The organism is Ruegeria sp. YTSC325 (genome assembly GCF_059609525.1).
In genome coordinates this window covers 33724-60709 of sequence record NZ_JBXWLY010000005.1, presented here as the reverse complement: position 1 = coordinate 60709, position 26986 = coordinate 33724, and the positions used below count along the sequence as shown (strand labels likewise).

General features: G+C 59.4%; 25 protein-coding genes. 15 read left to right on the top strand and 10 right to left on the bottom strand.

The window, feature by feature from the left end; translation table 11 throughout:
• The first annotated feature begins 60 nt into the window (after positions 1-60).
• Entirely contained in the window at positions 61-234 is a 174-nt protein-coding gene (locus AC2FF7_RS09415) for a hypothetical protein (RefSeq protein ID WP_170354960.1), read from the top strand.
• Here AC2FF7_RS09415 and AC2FF7_RS09410 read toward each other — a convergent pair.
• Together AC2FF7_RS09410 and AC2FF7_RS09405 are read right to left on the bottom strand one after the other, a co-directional pair.
• Positions 231-860, bottom strand: a complete 630-nt coding sequence (locus AC2FF7_RS09410; protein WP_480866154.1) for a LysE family translocator — start codon at positions 858-860, stop codon at positions 231-233. The genes AC2FF7_RS09415 and AC2FF7_RS09410 overlap by 4 nt on opposite strands.
• Positions 861-912: 52 nt before the next feature.
• Positions 913-1917 (bottom strand): DUF418 domain-containing protein, encoded by a 1005-nt coding sequence (locus tag AC2FF7_RS09405; protein WP_480866153.1) that lies wholly within the window; start codon positions 1915-1917, stop codon positions 913-915.
• Positions 1918-2164: 247 nt separating this feature from the next.
• On the opposite strand from AC2FF7_RS09405, the gene AC2FF7_RS09400 reads away from it, so the two are divergent.
• Positions 2165-3025, top strand: a complete 861-nt coding sequence (locus tag AC2FF7_RS09400; protein ID WP_480866151.1) for an alpha/beta hydrolase — start codon at positions 2165-2167, stop codon at positions 3023-3025.
• Between the two features lie 6 nt (positions 3026-3031).
• On the opposite strand, the gene AC2FF7_RS09395 is transcribed toward AC2FF7_RS09400, so the two are convergent.
• Entirely contained in the window at positions 3032-3904 is an 873-nt protein-coding gene (locus AC2FF7_RS09395; RefSeq protein ID WP_496905553.1) for an S-methyl-5'-thioadenosine phosphorylase, read from the bottom strand.
• A 76-nt stretch (positions 3905-3980) separates the two neighbouring features.
• Complete coding sequence (locus AC2FF7_RS09390) at positions 3981-4538, bottom strand: hypothetical protein (RefSeq protein ID WP_480866147.1); 558 nt, start codon at positions 4536-4538, stop codon at positions 3981-3983.
• A gap of 162 nt (positions 4539-4700) precedes the next feature.
• Here AC2FF7_RS09390 and AC2FF7_RS09385 point away from each other — a divergent pair, with 162 nt between their 5' ends.
• On the top strand, positions 4701-6335 hold the full coding sequence (locus tag AC2FF7_RS09385; protein ID WP_480866146.1) for a SulP family inorganic anion transporter: 1635 nt from the start codon (positions 4701-4703) through the stop codon (positions 6333-6335).
• 134 nt (positions 6336-6469) lie between these two features.
• On the opposite strand, the gene AC2FF7_RS09380 is transcribed toward AC2FF7_RS09385, so the two are convergent.
• The gene (locus tag AC2FF7_RS09380) at positions 6470-7075 is read right to left on the bottom strand and encodes a flavin reductase family protein (protein WP_496848720.1); all 606 of its coding nucleotides are present in this window, start codon (positions 7073-7075) and stop codon (positions 6470-6472) included.
• Positions 7076-7147: 72 nt separating this feature from the next.
• Here AC2FF7_RS09380 and AC2FF7_RS09375 point away from each other — a divergent pair, with 72 nt between their 5' ends.
• The 4 genes from AC2FF7_RS09375 (at position 7148) to AC2FF7_RS09360 (ending at position 9661) form a co-directional block, all read left to right on the top strand.
• The gene (locus AC2FF7_RS09375) at positions 7148-7642 is read left to right on the top strand and encodes a GNAT family N-acetyltransferase (protein WP_480866142.1); all 495 of its coding nucleotides are present in this window, start codon (positions 7148-7150) and stop codon (positions 7640-7642) included.
• 50 nt (positions 7643-7692) lie between these two features.
• Complete coding sequence (locus tag AC2FF7_RS09370) at positions 7693-8436, top strand: EcsC family protein (RefSeq protein WP_170753797.1); 744 nt, start codon at positions 7693-7695, stop codon at positions 8434-8436.
• 127 nt (positions 8437-8563) lie between these two features.
• Positions 8564-9019 carry a DUF1178 family protein gene (locus AC2FF7_RS09365; protein ID WP_480866140.1) on the top strand — a complete coding sequence of 152 codons (456 nt, stop codon included), beginning with the start codon at positions 8564-8566 and terminating at the stop codon, positions 9017-9019.
• A 3-nt stretch (positions 9020-9022) separates the two neighbouring features.
• Positions 9023-9661: an SDR family NAD(P)-dependent oxidoreductase gene (locus tag AC2FF7_RS09360; protein ID WP_480866138.1), complete on the top strand. Its 639-nt coding sequence runs from the start codon at positions 9023-9025 to the stop codon at positions 9659-9661.
• Here the strand turns inward: AC2FF7_RS09360 and AC2FF7_RS09355 are convergent.
• A complete protein-coding gene (locus tag AC2FF7_RS09355) occupies positions 9655-10011 on the bottom strand; it encodes a hypothetical protein (RefSeq protein WP_170354972.1) in 357 nt (118 codons plus the stop codon). The genes AC2FF7_RS09360 and AC2FF7_RS09355 overlap by 7 nt on opposite strands.
• A 165-nt stretch (positions 10012-10176) precedes the next feature.
• On the opposite strand from AC2FF7_RS09355, the gene AC2FF7_RS09350 reads away from it, so the two are divergent.
• The 6 genes from AC2FF7_RS09350 (at position 10177) to AC2FF7_RS09325 (ending at position 18962) form a co-directional block, all read left to right on the top strand.
• The gene (locus tag AC2FF7_RS09350) at positions 10177-11415 is read left to right on the top strand and encodes an aspartate kinase (protein WP_170354973.1); all 1239 of its coding nucleotides are present in this window, start codon (positions 10177-10179) and stop codon (positions 11413-11415) included.
• A 46-nt stretch (positions 11416-11461) separates the two neighbouring features.
• Positions 11462-13705, top strand: a complete 2244-nt coding sequence (ptsP, locus tag AC2FF7_RS09345; RefSeq protein ID WP_480866135.1) for a phosphoenolpyruvate--protein phosphotransferase — start codon at positions 11462-11464, stop codon at positions 13703-13705.
• 125 nt (positions 13706-13830) lie between these two features.
• Complete coding sequence (gene zwf / locus AC2FF7_RS09340) at positions 13831-15276, top strand: glucose-6-phosphate dehydrogenase (RefSeq protein ID WP_480866134.1); 1446 nt, start codon at positions 13831-13833, stop codon at positions 15274-15276.
• A gap of 2 nt (positions 15277-15278) precedes the next feature.
• On the top strand, positions 15279-17084 hold the full coding sequence (gene edd / locus AC2FF7_RS09335) for a phosphogluconate dehydratase (RefSeq protein WP_480866133.1): 1806 nt from the start codon (positions 15279-15281) through the stop codon (positions 17082-17084).
• Between the two features lie 3 nt (positions 17085-17087).
• The gene (locus AC2FF7_RS09330) at positions 17088-17720 is read left to right on the top strand and encodes a bifunctional 4-hydroxy-2-oxoglutarate aldolase/2-dehydro-3-deoxy-phosphogluconate aldolase (protein ID WP_496905552.1); all 633 of its coding nucleotides are present in this window, start codon (positions 17088-17090) and stop codon (positions 17718-17720) included.
• A gap of 51 nt (positions 17721-17771) precedes the next feature.
• Positions 17772-18962, top strand: coding sequence for a pyridoxal-phosphate-dependent aminotransferase family protein (locus tag AC2FF7_RS09325; RefSeq protein ID WP_480866130.1), 1191 nt, complete (start codon positions 17772-17774; stop codon positions 18960-18962).
• A gap of 90 nt (positions 18963-19052) precedes the next feature.
• On the opposite strand, the gene AC2FF7_RS09320 is transcribed toward AC2FF7_RS09325, so the two are convergent.
• Positions 19053-20156 carry a pyridoxal phosphate-dependent aminotransferase gene (locus AC2FF7_RS09320; protein WP_480866128.1) on the bottom strand — a complete coding sequence of 368 codons (1104 nt, stop codon included), beginning with the start codon at positions 20154-20156 and terminating at the stop codon, positions 19053-19055.
• Positions 20157-20249: 93 nt separating this feature from the next.
• Here AC2FF7_RS09320 and AC2FF7_RS09315 point away from each other — a divergent pair, with 93 nt between their 5' ends.
• Both AC2FF7_RS09315 and AC2FF7_RS09310 read left to right on the top strand, forming a co-directional pair.
• The gene (locus AC2FF7_RS09315; protein ID WP_480866126.1) at positions 20250-21326 is read left to right on the top strand and encodes an SMP-30/gluconolactonase/LRE family protein; all 1077 of its coding nucleotides are present in this window, start codon (positions 20250-20252) and stop codon (positions 21324-21326) included.
• Between the two features lie 58 nt (positions 21327-21384).
• Positions 21385-22167, top strand: coding sequence for a crotonase/enoyl-CoA hydratase family protein (locus AC2FF7_RS09310; RefSeq protein ID WP_480866124.1), 783 nt, complete (start codon positions 21385-21387; stop codon positions 22165-22167).
• On the opposite strand, the gene AC2FF7_RS09305 is transcribed toward AC2FF7_RS09310, so the two are convergent.
• The 3 genes from AC2FF7_RS09305 to AC2FF7_RS09295 form a co-directional block, all read right to left on the bottom strand.
• Positions 22168-22500, bottom strand: a complete 333-nt coding sequence (locus AC2FF7_RS09305; protein ID WP_496848732.1) for a DnaJ family domain-containing protein — start codon at positions 22498-22500, stop codon at positions 22168-22170.
• Positions 22501-22532: 32 nt separating this feature from the next.
• Positions 22533-23696 carry a benzoate/H(+) symporter BenE family transporter gene (locus tag AC2FF7_RS09300; protein WP_496905551.1) on the bottom strand — a complete coding sequence of 388 codons (1164 nt, stop codon included), beginning with the start codon at positions 23694-23696 and terminating at the stop codon, positions 22533-22535.
• A 124-nt stretch (positions 23697-23820) separates the two neighbouring features.
• On the bottom strand, positions 23821-26973 hold the full coding sequence (locus tag AC2FF7_RS09295) for a valine--tRNA ligase (protein ID WP_480866119.1): 3153 nt from the start codon (positions 26971-26973) through the stop codon (positions 23821-23823).
• Positions 26974-26986: the final 13 nt, after the last annotated feature.

Here is a 26986-nt window from a genome sequence, read left to right as displayed (position 1 = left end):
TATGCTATGTATATACATTGCATCGCACAAAGAATCAAGGGTCTGTCAGGGATAGGGCGCGTGGCTAAGAAAGACGGTAAAGGTTCTACCAAGAAAAACAGTCAATTGGTTCTGCGTTTAGACAAAGACGAGCGTGATGCTTTCGTTGAGCTGTGCAAAGAATTGGATACCTCGGCCGCACGGGAAATCCGGCGGTTCATCCGCGGTTTCATGAAGGAAAACGCCGAGGATTAGGCCGGGCGCCGCAGGACTGCGGTCGCCACGCCCATTCCGATCAGGGTCAACCCTCCAAATTTTGTCATGGCATTCAGGACGCCTGCGCGTCCGATCATCATGCGCAACCTGTCAGCCATCAACGCATAGGCAAGAGCGTTCAGCCATGCGAGGCCGACAAATGTCGCGATTAAGATGGCGAATTGCGGGCCCAGGGGGTCTGTTGGACGAATGAACTGCGGGACAAATGCGATGAAGAACGCAATCGATTTCGGGTTCAGGGCCGTGACAGCTGCAGCGTGCCCAAAGACACTGCGCGTTGTAACATCGCGACCGGTCTCTACCGTCTCTACGCCGCCCATGGGCGCGCTGCGTAAAAGCTTTACTCCAAGCCAGATCAGATAAGCCGCGCCTACCCATTTCAGCACCGAAAACAAGGTTGCTGATGCCAGAACCAACGCCCCCAACCCAAGCAATGACGCTGTCATCGCGACCAGATCGCCCAAAGCGACCCCTGTGGCCGAGGCGACAGCGACGCTGCGCCCTTTGGACAACGCATAGCTGAGAACCAGCAGAACGGTTGGGCCGGGGATCAGCAGCAAAGCGGTCGAAGCAGCCACAAAGGCAAGCCAGAGATCAAGGGACATAAGGCATCCTGTTAAACGTTTTGCACCACAAAGCCTGTGCGCTGGCGTCAGGTCAAGCCCTCGAACGATCCGTCACGAAGCGCATCAAAGCTTCAAGCGGACCGCGATAGAAGCTCCGACGCCAAACCAGTGCAAATCCGGAGGATGCGACACAGAACCCAACGCCATACCCTAAAATCTGAACCGCGCTCAGGGAACCGTTCAGCAATCCGGCTTCGTCCAGAATACCCATGCCAATCAGAATATGCGCCACATACAGCGTCAGGCTGATGCGTCCCGGTGCTGTTAGGGCTGCAGCAATTCCCAGTCGCTGAATGCGTGGCCAAAGCTTCAGCAGCAACCCGATTACGACGCAGGATGATCCGGTTCCTGCCAGGATATAGAACGGGCCGGGCGGTATCGACGCGGTACCAAGATAAGGGTCCGAGACCAGTATCCTGGGAAACAGGGCCAACACCGCGGCTCCAAATCCCCACATGATCAGGCGGTGTTGAATGCAGATCGTATGCAGTTGCGACCGCCCGATGGCCATGCCGATCAAAAGGAGAGCAGCCCATGGCAACACTGGGTGCCAGCCATTGAAAACAGCGTTGCGCAGAAAGCCGGGCAGGGTCCAAAGGTCGGTGTAGGTCAGCGTGCGCCAATCCCAACCCCGATCATAATCGAAGGTCAGGTGCGCCAGAACAGATAGCCCAACGATTCCCAGTGCCCCAAGCCACAAACCGCGTGGAGAGGATGCCAGAAATGCGGCTCCAATCAGGAAATACAACGCGTAGAAATGCAGGATATCGGCGTCAAACACCGTCATGTTGATTAGGCCGAGCACAAACAGAAACGCCGCGCGTCGAAGCAACAAGCTGACCGAGAGCCGGGCCAATCCGATCCCAATGCCTGCTAAAATGACAAACAAGGCCGCCGCGCGCCCTTCTAATGCGTCTATAAAACCAGAGGCCCAATCCTGACCCGGAACGACCTGTGCTGCGATGCGGAAGTTCACCAACACCATGCCGCAATAGGCCAGAAACCTGGCTGCGTCCAAAGCCTCGTATCTTTGCATACTGCCCTCTGATGCGGTCTCGACCTCGGTTTGACACGCCATTGTGGCGCAACTGCGGCTTAAATTCCCAACCGGGATAAACAAATCGCGAGCGCGGGCAACGGATCATTTTGGGTTCGGTACACAAGAGGTGACCTGCCCCACCGCCGCAGATAAAGATTGGATTAAACTCGCGAGTTGCGCCTTGAAACGTGGCACGTGATGCACGACCTCGGACGAAACCACGTGCAGCGCAAAGGAGTTGATAATGGTGACTGAGACGACCGCTACGAACGCGCGCACAAATTCTGCCCGGTCCGGGTTCGGGCGGCTGAAGCTGTGCCTTGTAGTGGCTTTTCTGTTGGTCGGAATGCTCTATTCAGGCGTGCTTGGGTACATCTATTTCAACCAGCAATCATTGGTTTTCAAACCCGATGGTGAATTGCCGAAACCATCAGAAGTTGGGTTAGCGGACATGGAGGTTGTGTCACTGCCCATGGCTGATGGCACTTTGCTCACAGCATGGTCAGCCCCTGCGGTGCGAGAAGGTGCGCCGACGGTACTGTTCTTTCATGGTCAGAGCGGGAACCTGAGCGACCGATCCGACAGGTTGCGCGAAATTCTCAACAGTGGGTTTGGCCTGTTCGCCCCAAGTTACCGTGGTTTTCCCGGAAGTGCCGGCGAACCTTCAGAGGAGGCGCTGATCGCGGATGCGATTTTGATGTATGACCGGCTAAAGGCCGATGGTGCCTCGGTCATTTTGCATGGTCAAAGCCTGGGGACAGGAATTGCAGCGGCCGTAGCAGCCAAACGCCCGAATGCCCGAATGCTGGTGCTTGAGGCTCCTTACACAGCGACAGTGGACATCGCGGCCGAGCGCTATCCTTTTCTGCCTGTCTCTGCCCTGATGAAGGACCAGTTTAGAACTCGGGACCTGATTGAGAGTGTTAAAGTGCCGACTCTGATCTTCCACGGAACTCTGGATGAGACCATTCCGGTTGCGCACGGTCAGGCTTTGGCCGCACTGGCAGGCGAGACCGTTCAGTTGTTCGTCATCCCGGGCGGAACGCATAACGACCTATGGTCACATGGCCTGTGGGATGAGGTGCAAACAGCCCTGTCGCGGTAGGCCGGATTACAATACCCGACCAGCCACAGCATCCAGTTTAGCCAGCAGGGCCGGGTCGCGTTTTTCAGGCGCGGTCAGGATCGCATATTCCAGCGCCCGGTCACAGCCATGAGGACAAGGCGCACGGTCCGGCCCAAGCAGATCGGGCAACCCCTTGACCAGTGCGCGCCCTTTCTCGGCATTCCCGGTCAGAGTTGCAATGATTGCGGTCACGTCGACTTCGCCATGGTCCGGGTGCCAACTGTCGTAGTCGGTGACCATCGCGATCGAGGCGTAACACAGCTCGGCCTCACGGGCGAGCTTGGCCTCGGGCATGTTGGTCATTCCGATCACGTCGCAGCCCAAGTGTTCGCGGTACATTTTGGATTCCGCCAGCGTCGAGAATTGCGGTCCCTCCATCGCCAGATAGGTTCCGCCCCGGTGGATGTTTATCCCTGCCGCCTTGCCAGCGGTTTCGCATGCATCCGACAGGCGGGGGCACGTCGGGTGGGCGACGCTGACATGGGCTACACAGCCAGTACCGAAAAAGCTTTTGTCGCGGGCAAAAGTCCGGTCGATGAATTGATCCACGATCACGAAATCACCCGGCGCCATATGCTCGCGAAATGACCCGCAGGCCGAGACCGAGATGACATCGCTTACGCCCAGCCGTTTCAGCGCATCGATATTCGCGCGATATGGAACCTCGGTAGGGGAATGCACGTGGCCGCGCCCGTGGCGCGGCAGGAACGCCATCTCGACCCCGTTCAGTGATCCCGTCAGGATTTGATCTGACGGATTGCCCCATGGTGTTTCAACAGTGACCCATTCAGCGTTCTCTAGCCCGTCAATGTCGTAGATGCCTGATCCGCCGATAACCGCAATCTTGGTCTGGGTCACTTGTTCTCTCCGGGTTGTGGTGCCTGATCCGGGATTTGTGCGCCGCAGTTTTGGGTTTGACAAGGGTCAATACGAGTTACTGCAGCGTCAAAAGGTTACGGGTTTGCGCCTGCTGCTGAAAATCACTCCACGCTGCATCAAATTGCTGCAATGGCCATGTCAGGTCCTGCGCCTGTCCATGTCGGTCACGGAAAACAAAGCGATAAGCGTCTCCGTCCAACATGGCAGCGATGATCTCATCCGCGCCGCTTCCGTCGAAGGTGCAACCAAGGCCGGTAAGGCATCCAGGGCTGCGGGTGCGCCAGACAACGCCGTCGCTGCCGTCAATGCGGAAGCCGGACGGCCAGAACAAGGTGCCTGGTTCTATTCCGAATTCGACCTGAACTCCGGTCGGGGCAGGGGTAATAAAGACGTATTGGGCGCCGAATTTTGGGCGGTACGAGAAGACCTCGGCCCGGCGAATATAGCAGCGCTGCTTCAGCGCGCCGTATTCCTCGCGCTCGTCGCAGATAGAGTTCCACACGCCGAACGATTCATAATGGGTCACGCGCCAATTGCTGGCCGTGTCATTGCCTTGCAGGTCCTGTGCGAACGCAGCCATCGGGGCTAGTAGGAAAAGTATCAACCATCGCATGGCCAATAAGTGCGTATCCGTGACGCCCGGTTCAACTCACGACTCTGCGATCGCTCGGTATGCGCTTTTTGCATAGCAGCCTCCCACCTGGTGCGGTGGCTCCAAGGTTCGATGACGGGTAGAAAGCCCCTTTCGCGCGCGCACCAACCGACAGGACATCTTATGCCCCGAGCCATGCTGGCAAGCTTTGCCAACCGTATCGCCAAACCCGACCTGCGTTGGGTGCCGGATGAGGGGTTGACCGCCTCGCGCCTGCGGATCGAGCTTTTGTCCGGCCTGACTGTGGCCCTTGCGCTGGTGCCCGAGGCTGTGGCCTTTGCCTTTGTTGCCGGTGTGCATCCGTTGGTGGGGTTGTACGCGGCTTTCATGGTCGGTTTGATCACGGCGCTGATCGGGGGGCGTCCGGGTATGATCTCGGGCGCGACCGGGGCTCTTGCGGTGGTAATGGTGGCGCTGGTGGCAGAACATGGGGTCGAGTACCTGTTTGCGACCGTCGTTCTTATGGGAATTTTGCAGGTGATCGCGGGGGCGATGCATTGGGGTCGGTTCATCCGTCTGGTGCCTCATCCGGTGATGCTGGGCTTTGTGAACGGTCTGGCCATCGTGATCTTTCTGGCGCAGCTGGGCCAGTTCAAGGTGCCCGGCACCATGGAGAACACCGGCCATGGCATGGGCGGAGGTGAGTGGCTCTCGGGTCTGCAACTCTATACCATGCTGGGTCTGGTCGCGCTGACCATGGCGGTGATCTGGGTTATGCCGCGCATCACGCGGGTTGTTCCGGCCCCGCTGGCCGGGATTGTCGTCGTTGCCGCGCTGGTGATCGGCTTTGGCTTGGACGTGCCGCGCGTCGGTGATCTGGCCTCGATCGAAGGTGGCCTGCCGCCCTTCCACATCCCGATGGTGCCGCTGACCTGGGAAACCTTTGAAATCATCCTGCCCTACGCCGTCATTTTGGCCGCCATCGGCCTGATTGAATCGCTGCTGACCCTGAATCTTGTGGGTGAGATAACGGGCAAACGCGGCGGTGCATCGCAGGAATGTATCGCGCAGGGCGTTTCCAACGTCGCAACCGGTTTCTTCGGTGGCATGGGTGGCTGTGCGATGATCGGACAGTCGATGATCAACGTGAAGTCAGGGGGGCGGACTCGCATCGCCGGGATCGCCGCTGCGCTATTCCTGCTTATCTTCATCCTTTTTGCCTCACCACTGATCGAACAGATTCCTCTGGCTGCACTCGTCGGAGTGATGTTCATGGTGGTGATCGGCACCTTCGCCTGGAATTCGTTTAACATCATGCGAAAAGTGCCTCTGATGGACGCGTTCGTCATTGTGCTGGTGACGGTTGTGACGGTGATGGAGGACCTCGCGGTCGCAGTCGTAGTTGGCGTGATCGTCTCGGCGCTGGCTTACGCATGGAACAACGCAAAACGCATCCACGCGATTACACGTGACTCGGCGACCGAGAAAGGCGCTAAGGTATATGAAATCCAGGGCCCTCTGTTTTTCGGGTCGTCCGACGGGTTTGTCGAACTCTTCGATGTCTTGAACGACCCTGAAACCGTAATTGTGGATTTCGCCGAAAGCCGCGTTGTCGATCAATCAGCACTTCAGGCCATCGAGAACATCGCTGGAAAATACGAAGCCGCAGGCAAACGGGTCATGCTGCGCCACCTGAGCCGCGATTGCCACAAACTGCTGAACAAGGCCGGCCATCTGATGGTCGATAGTGATGATGACCCGGATTATGAAATCGCGGTGGACTACTCTGTCCGCACCGGCATTCTGGGTGGCCACTGAGGCTGTAGGGAGGCTCTGCCTCGCGCTCCGGGGTTGTTACAGCCAGATGGATATAGGATCCCTAGCTTCATCTGGCTAAAAATACCTCGGGGGAGACGCCCGCAGGGCGGCGGGGGCAGAGCCCCTTTTTGCGATCAGTCATCGGGACGGTTGAGGGAAAACAGTTCCGTGACCACGGAGTAGTCACGGTACCCTAGCCGTGCCAGCGGCTGGAATGTGGTGACGTCGAATTTACCGTCTTTCAAACAGTCGTCTCTTAAATGCACGCCAGTTACTTCTCCGAAGACAACGCGGTTTGCTTCTCCGGGCAGCTTCACGATCTGGGTCAGCTTGCATTCAAGGGCAGCAGGCGCCCCCTGAATCCTGGCGCAAGGAATGGTTTCACACTCTATTGCAGTCAAACCTGCATGGTCGAATTCATCCACGTGTTTCGGCAATCCCGCAGAACTTGCGTTCATTGCATCCCGATGCGCATGCGCCACGACATTCACACAAAAAACACCTGTGGCTTCGATGTTGGCGATACTGTCTTTGCCACCGTCCTGATCTGGTTTCGTGCCCGTCGTGGCGAACATAACCTGCGGAGGAGTATATGCGACGCCGTTAAAAAACGAATACGGGGCCAGATTGTTCACTCCATCCTTGTCGCGGGACGAGATCCAGCCGATCGGGCGTGGCGTGATGATGGCGTTGAAAGGGTTATGCGGCAAACCGTGGCCGTCTTCGGGGCGATAGAACATATGTACTCCAAGCGTTTGCCCAAGGCCTAACGAAGTGCTAGGGCGAATTCCAGCAAGGAAAAGAGGGCAGGGGTGCAGCAATTCGCGATCAAGCCGGAGGAACCGGACGATTGGTGGGAGGTCGAGGCTTTGTACGACCTGTGTTTCGCGCCGGGGCGCGAGGCATTGTCCTCGTACCGTTTGCGTGATGACGTGCCACCTGTTTCCGGGCTTTCATTGGTCGCACGGGATGGGCAAGGGATTTTGGCAGGAGCGATCCGGTTCTGGCCCGTGCATGTCGGGGGTCATGATGCCCTGCTTTTAGGGCCCGTCGCCGTGCACCCAACACACCAGGGCGAGGGTTTGGGCGGATTCCTCATTCACGAAGGCCTGCAAGCAGGGCGCGAAAAGGGGTGGCAGCGCGTTATGCTGGTTGGTGATGCGCCTTATTACGCAAGGTTCGGGTTCTCACGTTTGGAACACATCAAGATGCCTCCGCCAACCAACCCAGATAGGGTTTTGGGCGCGGAGCTGACTGAAGCGGCATGGTTTGGAGTCACGGGTTCGGTGATCCGATGGTCGCGCTGAGCTATTGAAAATCAGACAACAAGTTCCGATGTTTCTGTCAGGAGGATTTCATGCAGGACATCGCTCTTGTAGAAAAACTAGATACAGAGGCCGAGTTGGATCGGCTTGCCGCGCATTACAAATCTGCAGGGGGTGCTGGCGTCAAACTGCTCAACAGTCTTGGCGGATCGGCTGAAACCTTGCTGGATCAGCTGCCAGACCCGGTCAGGCGGGGGCTGACAGGCGCGACTGAACAGGCACTATGGGCTGCCATGCACGCGGCAGAAGGTTCGCGCCGTGCGGTGCCGGATCAAAAGCCATGGGTAAACACAGCCGTGACCACAGTAATGGGCGCGGCAGGTGGGATAGGCGGTGTGTCGTCCGCATTGATGGAGCTGCCAGCGACCACAACAATGCTGCTTCGTGCGATACAGGGTGCCGCCGCGTATGAGGGGTTCAATCCTTCAGAGGACGGAGTGAAGTTTGATTGTGTTCGCGTTCTTTCGGCTGCCGGGCCACTTTCATACGATGACGGCGCCGATCTGGGCTTTTTCTCGGTCCGCCTGACTCTGACAGGGCCGGCCATGCAAAAGCTGATTGCTGCCGTCGCGCCGAAACTGTCAGTGGTTCTGGGGCAAAAGCTTGCGACGCAATCTATTCCTGTCCTTGGGGCGTTGGCTGGCGGCGGGACGAACTTCGTGTACAGCCGGTATTACCAACAAATCGCCCGGGTCCATTTTGGCTTGCGCCGCCTTGCCGTTGACGCCGACATTCCTCATGATCAGCTTTTACGTAAGCTCTCTGCGCGAATGTAGGATATTGGACAGCGCATTGCTTAACCGTGATGCGACAGCGGTGCCCATACGGTTACCTGCAGCCATAGAGGTATTGATATTGCGCTGATGGGCGGTATCTATTCCGCATCTGAAGTCTGGACGGATCATGATTCAATACGCGTTGAAATGCAGTAACGGTCACAGTTTTGACAGTTGGTTTCAATCGGCTGCAGCTTACGACAAGCTGGCAGCTGCAGGGATGGTGTGCTGTGCTGTTTGTGGTAACAGCGAGGTCGAAAAAGCGATTATGACGCCGCGTGTCCGGCCAGCCCGAACCATTGAGGCGCGCTCGGAACCCTCTGAATGTTCGGAAAAGTCGGTGGATATGGCGACGCCTACACCGGATGTTGAGCAGGCTCTTGCCGAACTACGTCGCAAGGTCGAAGAGAACTCGGATTATGTCGGCAAGGACTTTGCCAGTGAGGCCCGCAAAATTCATTTGGGTGATGCGCCCGAGCGGGCGATCTATGGCGAGGCCAAACCCGAAGAGGCAAAGGCCCTGATAGATGACGGCGTTCCGGTGGCGCCTTTGCCATTTGTTCCAACGCGAAAGACCAACTGACCCATGCATATTGTGATCACCGGAGCAGGCCGTGGAATCGGACGCACTCTGGCGGATCGTTATCGGGCGCAGGGGCATAATGTGACCGGAACCGCTCGCGATGGCAGTGCCGAGATCGTTTTGGATGTCACAAAGCCTGACCAGCAGCGCGCGATGGCGTCACAGCTTAGAGACACTGCCGTCGATCTGCTGATCTGCAATGCTGGTGTCTATCTGGATAAGTCGGAAAGCATCGCGGGTTACCCGGCCGAAATGTGGGCTCAGACATTTGCGTCCAATGTGACCGGAGTATTTCTGACAGTTCAAGCGCTTTTACCCAATCTGCGCAAGGCCAAGGGGAAAATCGCCATCTTGTCTTCGCAGATGGCCTCGCATACGCGGGCGCCGGGTGGCAGCTATATTTACCGCTCTTCAAAGGCGGCTGTGTTAAATTTGGGTCGTAACCTGTCAACGGACCTTCGTCATGACGGCATTGCTGTTGGAATCTATCATCCGGGTTGGGTTCAGACAGATATGGGCGGGCCCGCAGCTGAGATCACCGTAGATCAGGCCGTGGATGGCCTGATAGATCGGTTCAAAGACCTGTCTTTGGAAAATACGGGCTGCTTTGATACCTTTGACGGCCAAGCGCATGCTTACTGAGCGGTCAGGGCAGCCGTCGGGATCTCATAAACTTCGCCGGGATCGACGAAGATCACCATGACATTGCCTTGCGTCTCATAGCTAAGGCGCGCGGCTGAATTTGTTGAATCCGGCACGCCATCGGTGAAATAGATGTTGCGGACTTCGCCGTTGCCCATTCCAACAGCCAAAGTTATTTGCCCATCGTCATGGCGGCGCAGCTCGGCATTGCAGCTGCGCAGCGGCTCTCCGGCATTTGTTGCGCAAGGGACAGTTCCCAAAGCATTTTTCCCGTCTGTTCCTGCCAGTGTTGAAACCTGGGCCAGCGCTGGTGTGGACAATAGAGCAAAGACAAGAGCAAGACGGGGCATGTTGGATTTCCTGAAATAACGGATGAGAGCAAGCTGACACCGCTAGGAGCGGTTGTAAAGCGACCGTACGACGCGACCGAACAGGTTTTGAACACTTGCCCTTAACGCCCCCCTGACTTAAGACGCACGGGATCTGAATTCCAAGGCGCGGAGACGACTGCCCCCATGCCCTTACTCGTGATGAAATTCGGCGGCACATCCGTCGCCAACCTGGACCGTATCCGCCGTGCGGCCAAGCGTATCGGCGTTGAAGTGGCAAAAGGCTATGACGTAATCGTCATCGTCTCGGCCATGTCCGGCAAAACCAACGAGCTGGTGGGCTGGGTGAACGAAACCTCTCCGTTGTTCGATGCGCGCGAATATGATGCTGTTGTGTCCTCGGGCGAGAATGTGACCGCTGGTCTGATGGCGTTGACGCTGCAAGAAATGGATATCCCTGCGCGCAGTTGGCAGGGCTGGCAGGTGCCGCTGATGACCACCAGCGCCCACAGCCAGGCCCGAATTGAGGAAATCCCGACCGACAATCTGAATCAGAAGTTCGGCGAAGGCATGCGGGTTGCCGTGGTCGCCGGGTTCCAGGGCATCAGCCCCGAGGGTCGTATCACCACGCTGGGCCGCGGCGGTTCGGACACGACGGCGGTGGCCTTTGCCGCAGCTTTTGGTGCCGAGCGGTGCGACATCTATACGGATGTGGACGGCGTCTATACCACCGACCCGCGAATCTGTGAAAAGGCGCGCAAGCTGGACAAGATTTCGTTCGAGGAAATGCTCGAACTGGCCTCGCTGGGGGCCAAGGTTCTGCAGACCCGCTCGGTCGAGCTGGCGATGCGCTACAAGGTGAAACTGCGCGTTCTCTCAAGTTTCGAAGAACAATCCGACGAGGCCGGCACGCTGGTCGTCGATGAGGAGGATATCATGGAATCCAATGTTGTGGCCGGTGTGGCCTATTCCCGCGACGAAGCCAAGATGACCGTCGTGTCCGTGGCCGACCGCCCCGGCATCGCCTCGATCATCTTCACCGCGCTTAGCGATGAAGGCGTGAATGTGGACATGATCGTTCAGAACATCTCGGACGAGGGGCGCACGGACATGACCTTTTCCTGCCCCACCGATCAGGTGGCACGCGCTGAAAAAGCCCTGTTGGCGATCAAGGATGCTGGTGAGCTGAACTACGCCGAATTGGTCGCTGACGAAGACGTCTGTAAGGTTTCGGTGGTTGGCATCGGCATGCGGTCACAATCGGGTGTTGCAGCCAAGATGTTCAAAATTCTCTCGGATGAGGGGATCAACATTAAGGTCATCACAACTTCCGAGATCAAAATTTCCGTGCTTGTGGACAGGAAATACATGGAACTTGCGGTTCAGGCACTGCATGATGCCTTTGAATTGGACAAGGCGGCCTGAGCGTTTCAGCCAAGGGTCTTGCCTGACGCACTAATTTGGGTGGGCCATGGCGGACGGTACCGAAACAGAATCTCGTAAGCTGCTGGGGCGGCTGCGCGAAGAGATGGCGAGCGAGGCCGCCGGTCAGGAACGTCTTGACCGGATCACCAGCCTGATTGCGGATAGCATCAGGGCCGAGGTGTGCTCGATTTACCTGTTCCGCGATGAAGACACGCTTGAACTGTGCGCGACCGAGGGGCTGGCACCCGAAGCCGTTCACCAGACCCGGATGCGCATGGGCGAGGGGCTGGTTGGGCGGGTCGCCAAATCCGGCCAGATCGTCAATACGGCGGATGCACCTTCAGCCAAGGGCTTTCGGTATATGCCCGAGACGGGCGAGGAGCGGTTTTCGTCTTTCCTTGGTGTCCCGATTCAGCGCCTGGGCGAAAAGCTGGGCGTTTTGGTGGTTCAGTCGCGGGACGCGCGGGAATACTCAGCCGATGAGGTCTACGCGCTGGAAGTGGTGGCCATGGTTCTGGCCGAAATGGCCGAGCTTGGCGCCTTTGTGGGCGAAGGCGCGGCCTTGTCGCCCCGTCATCAGCAATCTGTACAGTTGACCGGAGGGCCGGCGCAGGAAGGATCTGCCGAGGGTCATGTCTGGTTGCATGAGCCTCGTGTCGTTGTCACCAACCCGATCGCCGAAGATCCACACCGCGAACGTGAACGCCTGATCGAAGCGGTGGATGAATTGCGGGTGGGCGTCGATAAGATGCTCGAGATTTCCAAGGATGGCGATACCGAGCAGTTGCAGGTTTTGGAAGCCTATCGGATGTTTGCCAATTCCAAAGGCTGGATGCGCCGGATGGAGGAAGACATCGCGCGTGGCCTCAGCGCCGAGGCCGCCGTGGAGAAAGAGCAGTCTCAGGCCCGCGCTCGCATGGGCCAAGTGACAGACCCTTATTTGCGCGAACGGCTGGCCGATCTGGATGACCTGTCGAACCGTCTGCTGCGTATTCTGACGGGGCAGGGCAATACAAATGGCACAGATCTGCCCCCTGATCCTATCCTGATTGCGCGCAATATCGGCCCCGGCGATCTGTTGGAATATGGCCGGTCACTTAAGGGCATCGTGCTTGAGGAAGGCTCGGTCGGCAGTCACGCCACCATCGTCGCCCGCGCGCTGGCGATTCCGCTTGTGGTGCATGTGGGCCGCATCACGACCGAGGCGCTGAATGGGGATCATATCCTGGTCGACGGCGACAACGGCACCGTGCATCTGCGCCCCGAAGATACGGTGGTCTCGGCCTTCCGCGATAAGATCGCGATGCAGGCGAAGGCGCAGGAACGCTATGCCTCGATCCGCGAAACCCCGTGCGTAACCCGCGATGGTGAGCGGATCAATCTGGTGATGAACGCGGGACTGATGGCCGATTTGCCGTCGTTGAACAATTCCGGCGCCGAGGGTGTGGGCCTGTTCCGGACCGAGCTGCAATTCCTGATCCGCACGCAGATGCCCAAACGATCCGAATTAGTTACGCAATATCAGCGCGTACTGGATGCGGCGGGCGAAAAGCGGGTCGTGTTCCGAACGTTGGATATCGGTTCGGACAAGGTGTTGCCCTATATGAAACACGTGGCCGAGCCCAATCCTGCGCTGGGTTGGCGCGCGATCCGAGTGGGGTTGGACAAGCGCGGCGTGATGCGCATGCAGTTGCAAGCGCTGCTGCGCGCCGCCAACGGCCGCCCGTTGTCGATCATGTTCCCCTTCGTTGCACAGGCGGATGAGTTCCGCGAAGCCCGTTGGGAGGTCAACAAAACCATCGAACGCGAAAAGCGTCTGGGTCACGTCCTGCCGGAAAAGATCGAAGTAGGGGCGATGCTGGAAACGCCTTCGTTGGCTTTTGCGCCGCAGAAATTTTTTGACGAGGTGGACTTCGTCTCGATCGGTGGCAACGACCTGAAACAGTTCTTCTTCGCCGCTGACCGCGAAAACGAGCTGGTGCGCCGCCGCTATGATACTCTGAACGTCAGTTTCCTCAGCTTCATCGAGCGTATCGTCGAGCGCTGCAATATCTCGAACACTCCACTTTCGTTTTGCGGTGAGGATGCTGGTCGCCCGGTCGAGGCTTTGTGCCTGGCCGCTATGGGCATCAGGTCACTGTCGATGCGCCCGGCCTCGATTGGTCCAGTCAAAAGCGTGTTGTTGCGCGCCGATCTGCAATCGCTGCGCAAGATTATCGCGGATGCCCGGCACCGTGGTGAACAATCCGTGCGACCAGCAGTGATGGAATGGCTACGTAATCAGGGGTGATCGCAGCGCCGCAGGGGGCATAATTCAAATCTGGTGTTGATTTTAACGCCGGTTTTGACTAGTTGCACGGTAAATGTTAGCGATAACATGTCTGGCGATGCCATTGAATCTGAAGGAGCCCGTCGATGGTTTCACGCGTTATTCCCGTTAACCCCTTTGATCTGGTGCTTTTTGGCGCGACCGGGGATTTGGCGCAGCGCAAGATTCTGCCCGGACTTTATCATCGATTCGAGGTTGGCCAGATGCCGCCTGACGCACGGGTGATTGGTACAGCGCGGTCTGACATGGACAGTGACGGGTTCCGCGAGCAGCTTCGAGCGTCGATGCAGGAATTCGCACCCGGGTTCAAAAAGGATGTCCTGGATCGATTTTTGGCACAGGTCGAATATGTGCCGGTGGACGCTTTGGGTGATGCGGGGTGGTCGGATCTGGCCAAGACCTTGCGCCCCGATGTGGTGCGCGCGTTCTACCTGTCCGTCGGGCCCAGCTTGTTTTCCGGGATTGCACAACGCTTGAACGATCACGGACTTGCGACGCCGGACAGCCGTATCGTGGTCGAGAAGCCGTTTGGGCATGATTTGGCCTCGGCCAAGGCGCTGAACGAAGGGTTGCGGGCTTGCTTTGAAGAGCATCAGATTTATCGGATCGATCACTATCTGGGCAAGGAAACCGTGCAGAACCTGATGGCTTTGCGTTTCGCCAATTCCCTTTTCGAGCCGCTGTGGAATGCCACCCATGTCGACCACGTCCAGATCACCGTGGCCGAAACCGTGGGGGTCGAGGGGCGGGGGGCCTACTACGATCAGTCTGGTGCAATGCGGGACATGGTCCAGAACCATCTGGTTCAGTTGTTGTGTCTGACCGCGATGGAGCCACCCTCGAAATTCGCGCCCAACGCGGTGCGCGACGAGAAGGTCAAGGTGATCGAGGCGCTGGAACCGGTCGAGCCTAAAGACATCGCCCGCGGTCAGTACCGCGCCTCGGATGGTAAAAACGGCTATGTCGATCATGTGGGCGATCCGGCCAGCCGCACCGAAAGCTATATCGCGTTGAAGGTTCATATCGGCAACTGGCGCTGGGCCGGCGTGCCGTTTTACCTGCGCACGGGCAAACGCCTGCGCGCGCGCGAGTCCGAGATTGCGGTGTTCTTTCGCGACCCGCCGCATACGATTTTCCCGAATGTTGGCCCTCTGCACGGCAACGTGCTGGTGATCCGTCTGCAACCGGACGAAGGCATCACCCTGCGCACCACGATCAAAGACCCGGGTCCGGGTGGGTTCCGTTTGTCCGACGTGGCGCTGGACATGAGCTTTGCCGAGGCGCTGGGCGCGGATGCACGGGCGCAGGACGCCTATGAACGGCTTGTCATGGACGTCATTCGCGGCGACCAGACCCTGTTTATGCGTGGGGACGAGGCCGAGGCCGCCTGGGCTTGGGTTGATCCCATTATTCAGGGTTGGGAGGACCGCGGCGACCGGCCTGCACGGTATGATCAGGGAAGTTCCGGACCCGAAGAAGCCTTGATGCTAATGCATCGCGACGGGCGCCGTTGGCGTCAGATCGGAGGATAAACATGGTTCATTCTGTAATCACCGACGTCACTCAACGTATCATCGACCGCAGCGCCGATCTGCGCGGCCCTCACTTGGAACGGATGGAACAGGCCAAGTCCAAAGGCCCGGCCCGCGCGCACCTGTCCTGTAGCGGTCAGGCCCACGCCTATGCGGGCGCGGGCGAAGACCAACAATCAATGGCCACCGGAACAGCGGGCAATCTAGGGATCGTCACCGCTTACAATGACATGCTCTCGGCGCACCAGCCGTTCGAGCGTTACCCGGCTCTGATCCGCGATGCGATCCGCGCAGCGGGTGGTACGGCGCAGGTCGCGGGCGGCGTTCCCGCCATGTGCGATGGCGTCACGCAGGGTGAGGCGGGGATGGAGCTGTCGCTGTTCTCGCGCGATGTGATTGCGCTGGCCACCGGCGTGGCACTCAGCCACAACACCTATGACGCTGCTGTTTTCCTGGGCGTCTGCGACAAGATCGTCCCCGGCCTGATCATCGGGGCGCAGGCGTTTGGCCATCTTCCCGCTGTTTTCCTGCCCGCAGGTCCCATGACCAGCGGTCTGCCGAATGATGAAAAGGCCAAGGTCCGCCAAAAATTCGCGACCGGAGAAGTCGGCCGCGATGAGCTGATGAAAGCCGAAATGGCCGCCTATCACGGCCCCGGCACCTGCACCTTTTATGGCACCGCCAACACCAACCAGATGCTGATGGAGTTCATGGGCCTGCACCTGCCGGGCTCCAGCTTCGTCAATCCCAACACACCCCTGCGCGATGCCCTGACCGAGGAAGGCGCGCGCCGCGCCCTGTCTCTCAGCGCGCTGGGCAATCACTATACGCCCGTGTGCCAGATCCTCGACGAACGCGCTTTTGTGAACGGGATTGTCGGCCTGATGGCCACAGGGGGTTCTACCAACCTGCTGATCCACCTGATCGCCATGGCCCGCGCGGGCGGGATCGTGCTGGACTGGCAGGATTTCTCTGACATTTCCGCCGTGGTGCCTTTGGTCGCGCGGGTCTATCCGAACGGTTTGGCTGATGTGAACCATTTCCACGCCGCAGGCGGGCTTGGCTATTGCATCGGCACTTTGTTGGAGGACGGCCTGCTGCACCCCGATACGCTGACGGTCGCAGGGCAGGGGCTGCACAATTACACCAAAGAACCCAAGCTGAAAGATGGCGAGTTGGTCTGGGAAGAAGGCGCGGGCCAAAGTCTGAACGAAAAAATTCTCCGTCCGGCCAGCGACCCGTTCCAACCCACCGGTGGCCTGTCACGCCTGACGGGCAATCTGGGAACGGGCGTCATGAAAGTCTCGGCCGTTGCCCCCGAACATCAGGTGGTCGAGGCACCGGTCCGCGTGTTCCACGACCAAGACGAGGTGAAAGCCGCGTTCAAGGCTGGAGAGTTCACTGGCGATGTCATCGTAGTCGTCCGCTTTCAAGGGCCAAAGGCCAACGGAATGCCTGAACTTCATTCTCTGACGCCCATGCTGTCGATCCTGCAGGGCCGAGGCCACAAGGTCGCGCTTGTCACAGATGGTCGCATGTCGGGCGCATCCGGCAAGGTCCCCGCTGCGATCCATGTGGTTCCCGAGGCGCTGGACGGTGGCCCCATCGCCTGCCTGCAAGACGGCGATATCCTGCGCGTTGATGCGGTAAAAGGCGATTTGGAAATCCTGACGCCCGGCGTGTTGAACCGCCCGCCCGCCACCGCCGACCTCAGCGCCAATCAGCACGGCGTGGGGCGCGACCTGTTCGGAGCCTTCCGCCAGAATGTCGGGTCCGCTGACACTGGCGCCAGCATTTTCGGAGTGTAAAACATGTCCAAAACCCAACACACCCGCGAGATTTGCGCATTGGCCCCGATCGTGCCGGTTCTGGTCGTCGATGACGCTGCTCAAGCACGGCCTCTGGCCGAGGCGCTTGTCGCAGGTGGCCTCCCCGCGCTGGAGGTCACATTGCGCACCCCCTCGGCGCTCAGTGCGATCCGCGCCATGGCGCAGGTGCCGGGCGGTGTGGTCGGCGCAGGCACGCTGATCACCCCCGAAGACGTCCGCGCCGCGAAAGAGGCAGGTGCTCAATTCGGTGTCTCACCGGGCGCAACCGATGCTTTGATCGCAGCGTGTGAGGCCGAGGGCTTGCCGTTACTCCCCGGCGCTGCCACTGCGTCCGAGGCGATGCGTCTGCTGGAACAGGGCTACGACATGCTTAAATTCTTCCCGGCCGAAGCGTCCGGGGGCGCCCCGGCGCTTAAGGCTATTGGCGCGCCCCTTCCGCAAATCACATTCTGCCCGACAGGTGGCGTGTCTCCGTCAAATGCACGCGATTACCTGTCCTTGTCGAATGTTGCCTGCGCAGGCGGTAGCTGGGTCGCGCCCAAACAAATGGTCATGGATGGCGACTGGACCGGCATCGAAAAACTTGCACGTGAAGCGTCGCAGCTGATGGATTGACGCCGCGCCGGACGTCACTAAATTGGGCGTCAATTCAGACAGGTTGACCCCATGACAAACCACATCTCTCTCGCGCAGGGGCGCGAGTATCTGGCCATTCCTGGCCCCTCAGTAATGCCCGACGCAGTGTTGCAAGCGATGCATCGGCCTTCGCCCAATATCTACGATGGCGAACTGATCGAGATGATGCCCACCCTGACCGCCGACCTTAAACGTGTGGCCCGAACCGACCACCATGTGGCGATTTACATCGCCAACGGTCACGGCACGTGGGAGGCAGCCTTGTCCAACGTGATCGCCCCCGGCGAAACGGTGCTGGCCCCTGCGTCGGGTCGATTCACCTATGGCTGGGCAGAAATGGCCGAAGGGATCGGGGCCACGGCGCAGGTAATCAATTTCGGTACATCCTCGGGGTGGGACTTCGACCTGATTGCCGAGGCCCTCGGCGCCGACAAAGCGCATGAGATCAAGGCCGTACTGGCGGTGCATGTGGATACGTCGAGCTCGATCCGCAATGATATCCCGGCTCTGCGGGCCCTTTTGGATAACCTGAACCACCCGGCGCTGCTGATGGCAGATTGCATCGCATCGCTGGGCTGCGACAGGTTCGAGATGGACGCCTGGGGTGTCGATGTCATGGTCACCGCCTGCCAGAAAGGGCTGATGACCCCGGCTGGCATCGGTTTTGTCTATTTCAATGAAAAAGCCGCTGCCAAACGCGCCACAATGCCCCGCGTTTCACAATACTGGGACTGGATACCCCGCACTCAACCCGAACTGTTCTACCAGTATTTCAATGGCACCGCGCCGACGCATCATTTGTATGGGCTGAGGGCTGCGCTCGACCTGATCCACGCCGAAGGGATTGAACATGTCTGGGCCCGCCACGAACGTCTCGCCACAGCTATTTGGGCGGCCTGCGAGACATGGGCCGATGGTGGAGCCCTCCACCTCAATGTCGCCGACCGTACCGACCGCAGCCATGCCGTCACCGCGCTGCGCCTGACCGACGGGCAGGGAACCCCGCTGCGTCAGTTCACTGAAACCCAACTTGGCCTCACCCTTGGAATCGGGTTGGGGATGGAGGATTGGGACGGCTGTTTCCGCCTTGGCCATATGGGTCACGTAAATGGCCAAATGGTGATGGCGATGCTTGGCGGGATGGAAACGGCCATGGCAGCCCTCAACATACCTCGCGGCACAGGCGCGCTGGAGGCCGCTGCCGCGATCTTGGCCGCGTGAACAGAGGGTCCGCTCTTCATCTGGCCAAAAATATCTTCGGGGGGAATCGCGCATCGGCGCGATGGGGGGCAGACAGCCCCCCCTATGCGATCAGCCGCCCCGCGCTACAGCCAATGCCTCTGGCAGCGCGGCTGCAAACAAATCCAGATCAGAAACCGCACCACAGCTGACCCGAATGCAACGGTTCTGGGGCGCCACAAATGGCATCCTAACAAAAATACCCCGAGCGACCAGTGCCTCCAGCACAGCCTTGGCAAAAGCCCCGTCCCGGCCACAATCGATTGCCACGAAATTCGTGGCCGAAGGCAAGGCTTCCAACCCATTGTCCCGCGCGATCTGTCCAATCCGATCGCGCGCGTCGGTGATCTTCGCCTGAACCCGCTCCAACCATTCGGCATCCTGCAGTGCCGCCAGCGCACCGGCTTGCGCCGCGCGATTCATCCCGAAATGGTTGCGAACCTTGTTGAACGCCGAAATTAAACCGGGCGCAGCAATCGCATATCCCACCCGCGCACCCGCCATGCCATAGACTTTGGAAAACGTGCGCATTCGGATCACCCTAGGATCACCGGCATCAATCGGCGCAGCAGTACCTTCTGGCGCGCATTCTACGTAGGCTTCATCCAGCACCAATAAACATCCTGCGGGAAGTTTCTCCATTGCAGAAACGATGTCTGCGCCCATGTGCCAACTGCCCATCGGGTTGTCTGGATTGGCCAAATAAACCAACTTGGCGTCAACCTCTGCCGCCTTTGCAAACAACGCGTCAAGGTCTTCATGGTCACCACGATAGGGTACCTTGTGAAGGATCCCTCCGAACCCGGCCACGTGATAGTTAAAAGTCGGATACGCCCCGTCCGAGGTCACCACCGCATCGCCGTGACCAACGAACAAGCGCACAAGATATCCAAGAAGACCGTCAATTCCTTCCCCCACGACGATATTCTCAGGCGCGACGCCGTGATGGTCGGCCAAGGCGTTACGCAGATCATAGTTCTCGGGATCGCCATACATCCAGATGCCAGTGTCGGCCATCGCTTCGATCGCCCGTGGTGAGGGGCCGAAAACGCTTTCATTCGCACCCAATCGGGCCACAAATGGTGCGGCCTGCTGCCGCTCCTGCGTTTCGGGGCCGACGAACGGCACTGTGGCAGGCAAAGACAGAGCAAGAGGAGTGTATCGAGGTTGGGTCATGTGGGCAGATAAACGTAAGGTCACCCGTCAGGCAAGCTTGTGTTCCAAACCGTCGCCGCGCAGTCTGCTTGCAAGGCAGCGGGAGGAACATTCATGCGCATCGTATTCGGCCTGATTCTGATCGGGCTTGCCTATCTGGTATTCTGGCCGGTTGATGTTGATCCCGTTGCATGGGAGCCCTCAAAAGCCCCGGAATTTTCCGGCGAATTCGCGGAAAATAACGCGCTGGACAAGCTGGAGCTGATCCGCCTGCCCGAAGATGCAGAGGGCCCTGAAGACCTTGCAATCACGGCAGATGGGGCGATCTACACGACTTCGTTGTCCGGTGCGCTGTACCGCATTGATGGAAACACGCCTGAAAAAGTGGATGAACTTGGCGGTCGCCCGCTGGGGCTGAAGGCCGGACCGGATGGGGCGCTTTACATTGCCGACAGTTTCCGTGGTCTGATGCGCTGGACCGGCCCCGGTACGCTGGAAACGCTGGTTTCCGATATTGCGGGTGCGCCGGTGATTTATGCCAATCAGCTGGATGTGGCGCAGGACGGCACGGTCTATTTCTCGAATTCTTCCGATCGGTTCGACCCCGAGACAATGGGCGGCACCAAGCCAACCTCGGTACTGACCATCTGGGAGCAGTCGGATACAGGCTATGTGGCCCGACGCAATCCTGACGGCAGCACCGAGAAAGTGGCTGAGGGGTTTGTCTATACCAACGGGGTTGCCCTGTCCCCGGACGAAGACTTTCTGCTGATCGCCGAAACCGGTCGCGCACGCGTCCACAAGCTGTGGCTACAGGGTCAGAAATCCGGCCAGCGCGAGGTTCTGTTGGATAACCTGCCGGGCTATCCGGACAATATCGAGGCGCAGGGCGACGGGACCTACTGGATGGCGTTCGCCAGCCCGCGCGTGCCAACCGAGGCGCTTATGCCTTATCCATTTCTTCGCAAGGTGATCTGGCGACTTGGGCCAATGGTAAGGCCGGCACCGATTCACAGGGGAATGCTGATTCAGTTCGACGGTGAAGGAAACATCCTTCAGAACCTACAAGATCCGGGGGGGCGGCTGGGCATCACGACCGGTGGCCGGGTCGTGGGGGAGGATTTTTATGTCATGACGCTGGATTCGCCGTGGTTCGGTCGGATGTCTGCGTCAGACCTGCCCCCACGTTGATCTGGAACTTGACGAGCCTTCGGGGCATTGTTGTGCAAACCTGAATTGAGAGGCCTGCATGTCACGCGTATCCGTCGAATACAAAGATCATATCGCCCACGTCACGCTGACACGCGGCGACAAGATGAACGCGCTGGATGATGCGATGATCAAAGCCATCCTGAACGCGGGTCAGGAAGTGGCCGCCTCGGACGCGAGGGCGGTAGTCCTGTCGGGTGAAGGCAAAAGCTTTTGCGCTGGGTTGGACATGGCCAGTTTTGCCAAGATGGCGCATATTGATCCGTCGGAATGGTTGATGACACGCAGCCATGAAGACGCGAATGAGATGCAGGAACTCGCTTTGATCTGGCGGCGTTTGCCTATGCCGGTGATCTGTGCGGTCCAGGGCGTGGCCTATGGTGGTGGTTTGCAGATCGCGCTGGGCGCAGATATCCGGATTGCCCATCCCGACACCAAACTGGCAGTGATGGAGATGAAATGGGGCATTATTCCCGACATGGGGGGGATGGTGTTGCTGCCCAAACTGGTGCGCACGGATGTGCTGCGCCTGCTGACCTATACTGCGCGACCCATCGGCGCGGCGCAGGCGGAGGAATGGGGACTGGTAACCAAGCTTTCAGATGACCCGCTGACCGAAGCGATTGCGCTGGCTGAAAACATCGCCGGGCAAAGCCCCTCAGCCGTGCGCGCCGCAAAGCGCCTGATCGACTTGGCCGAAACTCAACCACGTGCCGAGGTGCTTTTGGCCGAATCCTCAGAACAGGTGGAGTTGATCGGCAAGCCTGAGCAGATGGAGGTCATCGCAGCCCAGATGCAAGGCCGCAAGCCGGTCTTCAAGTGATCACCGCATGAAGGCGCGTCGCGCATCGCGGGCCATGTTATAGCGCATTTCCAGATCTGCGATGCGCGCCATCGCCCGCTTGCGGGCCTTCGGATCGGTCAGCTTGGCATAGTCCTTGCGGGCGGTATCGAGGTCTTTCTTGATCGCAAATTCCTGGGGCAGAACACCCGCCTGTGCCATAATCCTGTGACCAGCTGCGATAGCTGGATCGCACTGCGCATCGGACGAACGATCAGGCAGAGGTTTGCCTTCCCCCTCAAGGCCCTTCAATTGCCCTTCGGCTTGCGCCTTCCTGATCTGGCGTTCAATGAGTTTTCCAAACGATCCAAACATGGGCTGATAATAGGTCAGAGTAAGGCTAAGCGCTAGCGGATGCGGTTCGACACCAGATAGGCGAGCCCCCCGGCCAGCAAGCCCCAAACCGCTGCCCCCAGACCAAAGACCGAGATACCCGAGGCCGTGATCGCAAAGGTCAGAATAGCGGCCCCGCGCTCGGTCGGAACCTCCAGTGCGGCGGCGGTGGCGTTGGCCAGCACTGCGATCAGCGCAATTCCGGTCAGGGTGCCCATCAGCAGCGGATCAGCGTGTAAAGCAAAGCCGGTTATGGCCACAGCGAACACGCCGAAGATGCAATAGAACACGCCCGCCATCACTGCCGACCAATAGCGTTGGGTAGGGTCGGGGTGACTGTCCTCGTTCGAACACATTGCAGCGGTGATCGCAGCCAGACAGGTGGCCGGAGCGCCAAACGGCGCCGACAGGATGCTGGACGCGCCAACGGACGAAAACAACCGACCGGATGCGGGGTCATAGCCAAAACTGCGCATCACCGCGATACCGGGGATGTTCTGAGTGGCCATAGTGACGATGAAAAGCGGGACGCCGATTCCGATGACCGAGGCCAACGAGACTGTGGGCATCGTCCACACCGGGGCCGACACCCATTGCGCTGGCGCTACCGATGCCTCACCCGCGTTCAAGATGACCATGATCGCCGCGGCCACCACAGCTGCGGGCACGGCAAACAGGCGGTTGATCCGACCGGCGATGAACCATGTCAGGATCACGGGCAGCGCCTGCCAGGGCAACTCTACAGCGGCTTTGAATGGGACGATACACAACGGCAGCAACACGCCGCCCAGCATCGCCTGCGCCAGTGTTGTGGGGATCGCGGCGGCGAGCCGGCCCAAGGGTCTCCAAAGCCCTGCCAGTACCGTCAACGCGCCTGCGCACAGGAAGGCTCCGGTGGCCTCGGCAAACCCGGCGGCGGGCATGGCGGATACGGCCAGCAGCGCAGCGCCCGGCGTGGACCAGGCTACGCTGATCGGCTGCCGGTACCACAGGCTTAACCCGATTGCCGTCAGCCCCATCGCAATCGCCGCCATCATCAAACCGGACGCGGATTGCGCCGCCGATGCCCCCATCGCGGCCAGCCCTTGCAGCACGATTGGGAAGGAACTGAAAAAGCCGACAATCGCGACGACCAACCCGGTCGAGACGGTCTGGAGCGGAGGGGCTGCGCGTGTCATCTGGGCCTCGGGCGTTGTCATGTGCCAGAGCTAACAAGCCTTTGAACCACGCGGCAAGCCCTTTGATGGCAAAAGAAAACCCCGCCAAAGGGGCGGGGTCTGCTTTAGTGTATATGCCTGAAGATCAGGCGATCTCGGCCAGACGGGCCAGCGCCTCGTTCAGCTTGGCCTCTTCTTCCTCGCGGGCGGCTAGGTTGGCTTTGGCTTCCTCAACCACCTCTTCCGGGGCCGAGGCCACGAATTTGGGGTTGTTCAAACGTCCGCGCAGACCGCCCAACTCCTTGGCCAGTTTACCCTTGGCTTTCTCCAGCCGTTCCTTTTCGGCACCAATGTCGATGATATCGGCCAACGGTAGGCCGAAAGAGGCCCCGGGAGCGGCGATCGAGATGGTGCCTTTAGGCAGTTCATCGGCCTTGGTCAGGCTGTCGATCCGGGCCAGACGCTTGATCAACGCCTCGTTGCGGTCCCATGCGGCTTGGCCATGGGCGTCGATTTCCGTCACCAGCATCGGCACGTAAAGCCCTGCCGGAACCCGCATCTGGGCACGGGCCGAGCGGGTGTTTTCGATGACCGAGATCACCCAGTTCATCTCACGATCCGCATCGGCATCGACCAGTTCGGTGCCATACGTCGGCCAGTCGGCGTGGACGACCATTTTCGCGCGGTCGGCGGTCAGCCCCCAGAGTTCCTCGGTGATGAACGGCATGATCGGGTGCAGCAGGACCATGCACTGATCCAAAACCCAGCGCATGGTGGCGCGGGTTTCGGCCTGCGCCTCGGCGTCGTCGCCTTGCAGCAGGGGTTTCGACAGCTCCACGTACCAGTCGCAGACCTTGCCCCAGACAAAGGCATAAAGCCCGTTCGCGGCGTCGTTGAAGCGGTAGCTTTCCAGTGCCGCGTCAACCTCGGCCCGCACGCGGGCGGTTTCGCCGATGATCCAGCGGTTCACGGCGGCTTTGGGTTTCAGGTCGGCCACGTCCAGTTGCGGGACGGTGTCGGTGAAGACCTCGTTCATCTCGGCAAAGCGGACGGCGTTCCACAGCTTGGTGCCGAAGTTGCGATAGCCGGTGATGCGGTCGCGGGACAGTTTCAGGACGCCGCCGATGGCCGCCATCGAGGCGTTGGTGAAGCGCAGCGCGTCGGCACCGAATTCGTCCACGATCTCTAGCGGGTCGATGACGTTGCCGGTGGTCTTGGACATCTTCTTGCCCTTCTCGTCGCGGACGAGCGAGTGCAGGTAGACGGTGTGAAACGGGATTTCGTTCACCACGGCTAGTTGCATCATCATCATACGGGCGACCCAGAAAAACAGGATATCCGCGCCGGTGATCAGAACGTCGGTGGGGAAGTAGCGCTCCAATTCCTCGGTTTGCTCGGGCCAGCCGAGCGTGCCGATCGGCCAGAGGCCGGAGGAGAACCACGTGTCGAGGACGTCGGGGTCGCGCCACACCGGATAGACCAGCTTGGTCGGGTCTTGTTCGACCGCGTAATGGGCAAGGCTTTCAGCGAACTGATGGATCGCTTCATGCTTGTCTGCGACTTCGATGACCGTCGCGTGGCTCAAAGGGCTAGGAATGTCAGCGTTATCGTCGAGGAATTTTTCAGTGACGGCCTCAAGGCTTGCAGCACATTCCATGACATTGCCACGATGCAGCATGCCGCCTTCGTTCAGCAAACGGCCCAATTCGACCAGATCAAGGTTGCCGTCGTTTTCGTCATCCTTGAAGTTCTCGGCCGACAGATCGAGCCCATACCAAACCGGAATCTGATGCCCCCACCACAGCTGGCGCGAGATGCACCAGGGCTCAATGTTTTCCAGCCAGTGGTAATAGGTCTTTTCGCCCGATTCAGGGATGATCTTGACCGTGCCGTCCTTGACCGCATCCAGCGCGGGGCCGACGACTTTTTCGGCGTCCACGAACCACTGATCGGTGAACATCGGCTCGATCACCACTTTTGAGCGGTCACCGAAGGGCTGCATGATCGGTTTACTTTCGACCAGCGGCACCAGCGTCGCCGGGTCGCCATCCTCGCCCAGCTTGGTGCCCAGACGCGGGTCATCCGCGCGGGTCATCACGGCCAGACCGTCGGCAGTGATTTCCTCGACGACCTTCGCCCGCGCCTCAAACCGGTCGAGGCCGCGCAGGTGATCGGGGATCAGGTTGATCGCGTCGATCTCGTTCTCGGTGAATTCGCGACCACGCGCGTATTCCTGTGCCTTGTCGGCCTCATCGGCATAAGGCGCGCCATCGGCCCGCATCGCGCCTTTGGTGTCCATCAGGCGGTACATCGGAATGCCGCCGCGCTTGGCGACCATGTTGTCGTTGAAGTCATGCGCGCCGGTGATCTTTACCGCGCCCGAGCCGAAATCGGGATCGGGATACTCATCGGTGATGATCGGAATCTGGCGGCGATGTTCTTTCGGGCCAACCGGGATTTCGCAGAGTTTCCCGATGATTGGGGCGTAACGCTCATCCGACGGATGAACCGCAACCGCGCCGTCTCCCAGCATGGTTTCGGGGCGGGTCGTGGCGATCGAGATATAGTCGCGCTCTTCCTCAAGCACGACGTTCCCATCCTCGTCCTTTTCGACATAGGTATAGGTCTCGCCCCCGGCCAGCGGGTATTTGAAGTGCCACATGTGGCCGGGCGTTTCGATATTCTCGACTTCCAAATCCGAGATCGCAGTCTCGAAATGCGGGTCCCAGTTGACCAGCCGTTTGCCGCGATAGATCAGGCCCTTTTCGTACATATCGACGAAAACCTTGATCACCGCGTCGTGAAAATTCGCAGAATTTTCGTGGCCGGTACGCGGATCACGCGGCGCGCCCGCCATGGTGAAGGCGTTGCGCGACCAGTCGCAGCTGGAGCCCAGCCGTTTCAGCTGTTCGATGATCGTGCCGCCATATTCGCCTTTCCATTCCCAGACCTTGTCCAGAAACGCCTCACGCCCCAGCTCACGACGTCCCGGCTGCTGGGTGGCGGCCAGCATCTTTTCCACCTGCATCTGCGTGGCGATGCCGGCGTGGTCCTGACCAGGCTGCCACAGCGTGTCGAACCCGCGCATCCGGTGCCAGCGGGTCAGGATGTCTTGCAGGGTGTTGTTGAACGCGTGGCCCACGTGCAAAGCGCCCGTCACGTTGGGCGGCGGGATCATGATGGTAAAACTTTCGTCGCGCGAGCGGTTCGCGCCTGCCTTGAAGGCTCCGGCCTGTTCCCAGGCCTTGTAAATGCGGGCCTCGGCCTCGGCCGCGTTGAATGTCTTTTCCATCGCCATGGGTTGCGTCCTG